The 7,847-nt window shown below is 39.0% G+C and carries 2 protein-coding genes; both read left to right on the forward strand.

Features of this window, described 5'->3' with window-relative positions:
• A partial coding sequence (locus VB733_RS27005) for an ATP-binding protein (protein WP_323343133.1) occupies positions 1–4,618 on the forward strand: 4,618 nt, incomplete at its 5' end.
• A gap of 79 nt (positions 4,619–4,697) precedes the next feature.
• On the forward strand, positions 4,698–7,847 hold a 3,150-nt coding region (locus VB733_RS27010), incomplete at its 3' end, for a serine/threonine-protein kinase PknK (RefSeq protein ID WP_323343134.1).

The following is a 7,847-nucleotide window of genomic DNA, read 5'->3' on the forward strand; positions in this document are numbered from 1 at the left end:
AAGAATTATTGGGTCACAACCACCTACTTTAGAACTATCGGGTAGTGCTGCTGAGAATCGATTTAATTTAATCTTTCAAAAATTTATTCAACTCTTTACTCAAAAAGAACATCCATTAGTCATATTTTTAGATGATTTACAATGGGCAGATTCCGCATCATTAAAGCTCATTCAATTATTAATGAGTGATACGAATCAAGGATATTTATTATTAATTGGTGCCTATCGAGATAACGAAGTATCTCCCACCCATCCCTTAATCTTAAAGTTAGATAAAATTAAAAATATCGGTGCAGTTATAAATACAATTACCCTGCGCCCCCTCAGCCAAATCAAATTAAATCAACTAGTAGTTGATACATTAAAGTGTTCCGAAGATAACGGATTTCCTCTATCTCAGTTGATACATCGAAAAACTGAAGGTAATCCCTTCTTTGCGACTCAATTCCTCAAATCCCTACATCAGGATAAATTAATTGAGTTTAACTTTGCAGAGGGATGTTGGCAGTGTGATATTAGCCAAATTAACCAGCAGGCACTCACGGATAATGTGGTTGAATTCATGGTCTTTCAATTACAAAGACTACCGCAATCAACCCAAGAGGTGTTGAAATTAGCTGCTTGTATCGGTAATCAATTTGATTTAGAAACATTAGCAATTGTTTCCCAACAATCTCAGGTGGAAACTGCTGCTTGTTTGTGGAATGCTTTGCAGGAAGGATTTGTACTACCGCAAAGTGAAGTTTATAAGTTTTTTGTTTGTGAAGCAAATCAGTTAGAAAATCAGGAAAATTCCCAGGCTGTTACATATAAATTTTTGCACGATCGCATTCAACAAGCGGCTTATGCATTGATTCCAGAAACACAAAAAGAAAATGTTCATTATCAAATTGGTCAATCGTTGCTGCAAAAGGTTTCCTCATCAGTTAGGGAAGAGCGTATTTTTGAATTAGTCAATCAATTAAATTACGGAATTAATTTAATTGTTGCCCAAACAGAAAGGGATGAATTAGCCCAACTAAACCTAATAGCTAGCCGTAGAGCCAGAGCCGCCACTGCATATAAAGCAGGACATGAATATGCAAAAATTGGCTTACAATTATTAGGAAAAGAAGCTTGGCAACGTCAATATCAAAGCACTTTAACCTTACATGAATTAGTGGCGGAAACTGCTTCCTTGCTGGGTGATTTTCAAGAAATGAGCCAGTGGATTGATGCCACAATTGCCTCTACAACAACGTCCTTGGATTGTATGGGAGTTTATCAAGTGAAAATCCAGGCGTTAAACTCCCGCGCTCAATTTGGAGAAGCGATCGCCACTGGTAGAAGTATCCTTCAGTTATTGGGAGTTAGTTTTCCCGATTTCCCAACGAGGGAAGATATTGAGCAGGTAAGGCAAGAAATTAATAGCGCAATTGGCGATCGCTCTATCGAAGATTTAATTCATCTGCCAAAAATGACAGATGTCCACAAACTGGCGATCGTGCAAATTGCCTCTAGCATTACTCCCGCTTGTTATCTGACAGGCTCACCTTTATATCCCTTGGTGGTTGCTCTACAAGTTAAACTTTCGATTCAGCATGGAAACAATCTTTTTTCTCCTTTTTCCTATGCTAGCTATGCAGCCATAGTTAATTCGTTCTCGGAACAGATAACGGAGGTACAACAATTTGGGCAATTAGCTTACCAGCTAGCATTGGAGCCGGAAGCCAAAAATACACGAGTAGCAACATACATTTTAATTGGTGGATATATTCACCACCGCACAGAACATCTGCGAGAAACATTACCAATTCTTCAGGAGGGTTATCAAGCAGGATTAGAAACGGGCAATCTCGAATTCCTGATTTATACCCTACAAGTCTTTGCTTTGAATGCTTTCTGGTGTGGGCAAACATTATCTGAACTTGAACCACAAATTCGCGCCTATCACCAGCACTTGCAAGACATTAACCAAGTCACAACAGGGAAGCACTATTTAATTTACTGGGAAATGGCTCGAATCTTGCTAGGGGAATCGGAGGATGAGTTTCCCCTACGTCGAGATGTCTATGAGGAAGAATTACTTGCTCAAATCAAAGTTTCCAATGATGCATTTCGCTTGGGTACTTTTTACCTACATCGATTCGTATTGAACTTCTTATTAGGAGATATCGAACAATCTCAAAAAGATGCCGTTCAAGCACAACATCATTTAGTAGCCTATGCAGGAACCATTATCGAACCGGGCTTTTATTTTTACGATTCTCTGACGACACTTGCCACTCTATCGGAATCACCGGAAAAATGGCAGCGAGTACAAGAAAACCAAACTCAGTTGCAGCGCTGGGCAGGTTATGCACCGATGAATCACCAACATAAATTAGACTTAGTAGAAGCAGAAAAATGCCGGGTTTTCGGAAAAAACACTGAAGCTATTGAGCTATACGACAAGGCAATTGCTGGAGCAAAAGCAAACAAATACATCCAAGAAGAAGCCCTGGGTAACGAACTAGCAGCCAAATTTTATCTGGGATGGGGCAAAGAAAGAGTAGCCGCAGGCTACATGCAAGAAGCATACTACTGCTACAGTCGTTGGGGAGCCAAAGCCAAAACCGATGACCTCGAAAAACGCTATCCTCAACTTCTCAAACCAATCCGAGAACAGCGACGACTAACTCTCAATCCCTGGGAAACAATTACCACTATCGCCTTTCCTCAGACATCTGACTCCACTCATACTTCCACTGCAAGCAGCACAAATATTTCTCAACTGCTCGATTTTTCTTCCATCCTCAAAGCTGCCCAAGCAATTTCTAGCAGCATTGAATTGGATCAACTTCTTACCAATCTCACCAAAATTATCTTAGAAAGCTCCGGTGCGAAAAAATCCGTATTAATTCTTCCCCAGGAAGATATCTGGGAAGTGAGAGCAATTACTTTTATTAATTATCAAAATAATTATCAAAATAATTACCAACATAATTATCAAAGTGAAATCCAAACTATCCTGACTCCACAATCGCTAGAAACTTGTGAAGATGTCCCCAAAAAAATTATTAATTACGTCAAGAATACCCAAGAGACTATTTTCATAGACAATTGTCAAACTCATATACCTGGAATAATTGGCGAATATATACTCACTCATCAACCAAAGAGTGTTCTCTGTAAACCAATTATTAATCAAGGACATTTAGTTGGGATTTTGTATCTAGAAAATCAACTTACCTGTGGGGTATTTACTCAAGAAAGATTGCAAGTAATTAACTTATTATCCTCCCAAGCAGCCATCTCTTTAGAAAATGCTCAACTGTACAAAAATTCCCAGAATTACGCTCAACAGTTGCAAAATTCTCTAACAAAATTGCAGGAGCATGAAACCCGCTTCCAGAATTTGACCAATAATATTCCGGGTATGGTTTACCAATTCTATTTAGGAACTGACGGTTCCACCTCCACACCCTACGTTAGTTCCGGATGTCGAGACTTATATGAGTTAGAACCAGAATTAGTGATGCAAGGAAAGCATAGTCTTTACGCCATGCACCATCCAGATGATCATCCAGGAATGGCACAAGCAGTAGCTGACTCCGCCCAAAACCTCACACCCTTTGAGCAAGAATGGCGGATTGTCTTACCTTCAGGAAAAGTCAAATGGGTACAATCTGCGGCTCGACCAACCCGATTAGCTGATGGTGGAATATTGTGGGATGGGGTAGTAATTGATATTAGCGATCGCAAACAAGCAGAAGCTGCTGTCAACCAAAAATCTCAGGAACTTGAACAAGCATTACAGAATTTACAACAAGCCCAATTACAAATTGTTCAAAGTGAAAAAATGTCTGCCTTGGGTAATTTAGTTGCCGGTGTGGCACATGAAATGAATAATCCTCTCGGATTTATTTCTGCAAGCCTGAAACAAGCGAAACCCACAGTTGCCGATATTACCGAACACCTCAAATTGTATCAAGAAAATATACCAAATCCCAGCGAAGAAATTATTGATCATGCCGACGAAATAGACCTGGATTATAGCCTAGAAGACTTACCGAAGATGATCGATGCTATGGGTATGGCATGTGACAGGTTAAAAAATATTAGCACCAGCTTAAGAACTTTCTCCCGTGCCGATCAAGATTATAAAGTTCCCTTTAATATCCATGAAGGCATCGACAGCACAATTTTAATCCTCAAGCATCGACTCAAAGCAAATGAGCTACGTCCAGCCATTGAAGTAGTCACAGAATATGGAAATTTACCGCAAGTTGAGTGTTTCCCCGGTCAATTAAATCAGGTATTTATGAACATCTTAGCAAATGCCATTGATGCCTTAGATGACTCAAATTCAGGACGCAGTTTTGAGGAAATTAAAGCTAATCCTAACAAAATCACCATTAAAACCTCAGTCCAAAATGACAAAGTGAAAATCACTATTACTGATAATGGCAAAGGTATGAATGAATCAGTCCAACAGAAAATATTTGACCATCTATTTACTACTAAAGGAGTTGGTAAAGGTACAGGGTTAGGATTAGCGATCGCCCGGCAAATTATCGAAGAGACCCACGGAGGCAAGTTAAGTTGTAATTCTATCTTGGGTATAGGTACAGAGTTTATCCTGGAGTTGCCATTATGAAATAAATATTGGGATTTTTATGTAAGTTTATTAACATATTTGGGAATACTAAGTGTAAAGTCTTAACGATTAACTCAATATGATTAGCACTAAAGTAAGTATTCCCAGATATCAAATCAGCGAACAACTCTATGATGGTTGCAGAACCCAGGTTTATCGAGGATATCGAGAAAATGACAAGTTAGAAGTAGTAATTAAACTACTAAAAAATCCTTATCCTAGCTTTAGCGAACTTGTACAATTCCGTAATCAGTATACTATTTCCAAAAACCTCAACTATTCCGGAATCATTCAAACCTATAGCCTAGAACCCTACCAAAATGGCTATATGTTGGTAATGGAAGACTTTGGAGGAATTTCATTAAAAGATTATTTTGCTGCTGTAGATACCCGATATATCGCCTCTCTAGAAGAATTTTTACAAATAGCCATATCTCTATGTGACACCTTAGATATTCTCTATCGAGAGCGGATTATTCATAAAGATATTAAACCCAGCAATATATTAATTAACCCAGAAAATAAACAAGTTAAATTAATCGACTTTAGTATTGCATCTCTGCTACCACGGGAAACTCAAAATCTTGTCAATTCCAATGTATTAGAAGGGACATTAGCTTATATTTCTCCCGAACAAACAGGAAGGATGAATAGGGGGATTGACTACCGCACTGATTTTTATTCTTTGGGTGTAACTTTTTACGAATTACTCACAGGAGAATTACCATTTTCATCCATAGAACCAATGGAATTGGTATATTCGCATATTGCGAAAAAGCCGACTTGTGTCTCTAATGTCAAATTAGGAATTCCCCAAGTTATCGGTGAGATTATCAGTAAACTGATGGCGAAGGATGCTGAAGATAGATATCAGAGTGCATTAGGTTTAAAACATGATTTAGAGCAATGTTTAGCTGAAATTAAACAATCTGGTGAAATTAAGTATTTTGAAATTGCTCAGAGAGATATTTGTGACAGATTCATTATCCCTGATAAACTTTATGGACGAGAAACCGAAGTAGAAAAACTACTCCACGCATTTGAAAGAGTCAGTGCTGGCGCAACTGAAATGATGCTGGTAGCTGGTTTTTCCGGAATTGGGAAAACTGCGGTTGTCAATGAAGTTCACAAACCCATTGTCAGACAACGGGGTTATTTTGTTCAAGGGAAATATGACCAATTTAATCGCAATATTCCCTTCTCGGCATTTGTGCAAGCGTTCCGCGATTTAATGGGGCAATTGCTGACAGAAAGTGATGCTCAAGTTCAGTCATGGAAAAATAAAATATTAGCAGTAGTTGGGGAAAATGGACAGGTAATAATTGAAGTTATTCCCGAATTAGAACGTATTATTGGTCAGCAACCACCAGCACCAGAATTATCAGGAACTGCAACAGAGAATAGATTTAATTTATTATTTCAAAAATTTACCCAAGTCTTTACTACTGCTGAACATCCTTTAGTGATGTTTTTAGATGATTTGCAATGGGCTGATTCAGCATCGCTGAAGTTAATGCAGTTATTAATGGTTGAGACAAAGTATCTATTTGTAATTGGTGCTTATCGTGATAATGAAGTTTTTCCGGCACATCCTTTGATAATGACTTTGGATGATATTGCAAAAACGGGTGCTGTGATTAATACCATTACTTTACAACCATTGAGCCAAAACAGCTTGAATCAGTTAGTGGGAGAGACTCTTAAGTGTCCTGCTGATTTAGCACAGCCATTAACACAGTTAATTTCTCAAAAAACTCAAGGAAATCCATTTTTTAGTAGCCAATTTCTCAAGGCTTTATATGCAGAAGAATTGATTACATTTGATTTAGCTGCTGGTTATTGGCAGTGTAATATTACCAAGGTCAAAGAAAAAGCTTTAACTGATGATGTTGTAGAATTTATGGCATTACAGTTACAGAAGTTGCCACCAACAACCCAGAATATTTTAAAATTGGCGGCTTGCATTGGTAATCAATTTGATTTGCATACCTTGGCGATTGTTTGTGAACAATCAGAAATGGAAACTTCTACTGCTTTGTGGAAAGCTTTACAGTCAGGGTTTATATTACCACAAAGCGAGATTTATAAGTTTTATGTAGGAATTGAAGAACAAATTGGGCAACAAGAAGTTTTTCAAGTTGTTAATTATAAATTTTTGCATGATCGCATCCAACAAGCTGCTTATTCTTTGATTCCCCAAGAGCAGAAACAGACAACTCATTTGGCGATCGCTCGGTTACTGCACCAAAGCACCCGAAAAACTGAACTAGAAGCCAACATTTTTGAGATTGTCAACCACTGGAATTGCGCTATTACTCTTGTCCTCGACCCATCGGAACGAAAGAATCTTGCTCAACTCAATTTAATCGCTGGCAGTAAAGCCAAAGCCTCAACTGCCAATGAGCCAGCCCTTACCTATTTCCAGACGGCTTTAACGCTGCTCTCTGACGAAAGTTGGCAAACCGCACCGCAGCTAATACTAGCATTGCATGAAGGCGCAGCAGAAGCCGCATATCTGTGTGGTAATTCTGACCAGATGGAGGAGTGGGTGAGGGTGATTTTAGCGCAAAACCTCCAACCTACTCAATATGTCAAAGCTTATGAAATCCAGATTCAAGCTTATAATGCTCAGGGTCTGTTTCAAGAAGCGATCGCCATCGCTCGTACTGCCTTAGCAAAATTCAATGTTCAGCTTCCCGAACAGCCGACACCCGCAGATATCCCCCCAGTTCTCCAAGAAGTCACTGATTTACTCAAGGGCAGAACGACCCAAGATTTACTTAACTTGCCAGTGATGACAGAGGCAGAACCCTTGGCGATTATGCAGTTGCTGTCGAGCATAATTGCTACGACTTATATTTCGGCTCCCTTGCTGTTTCCTTTTGTAATTCTGACCCAAGTCAAACTATCGATTAATCATGGAAACACAGCCCTCTCAGCCGTTGGCTATAACAGCTATGCTATCTTATTGAGCAATATTTTAGGAGACTTGGATGGGGCTTATGATTTCGGTCAGCTAGCACTACAACTGGTGGCAAAGCTCAATGCGCGATTTATACAAGCAAAAGTCAACGTTGCTTTCGCAGCCTTTATCATTCATTGTAAAGCTCAATTCCGTGGCAGTTTAACCCTGAATATAGAAGGGGTTCAGGCTGGAATAGAAATCGGTGATTTAGAATTTGTCGGTCTTAATGCCTATGGTCTTTGCCAATGGTCTTATCATCTGGGT

It is taken from the genome of Calothrix sp. UHCC 0171 (assembly GCF_034931845.1).
Taxonomy (GTDB): Bacteria; Cyanobacteriota; Cyanobacteriia; order Cyanobacteriales; family Nostocaceae; genus Brunnivagina.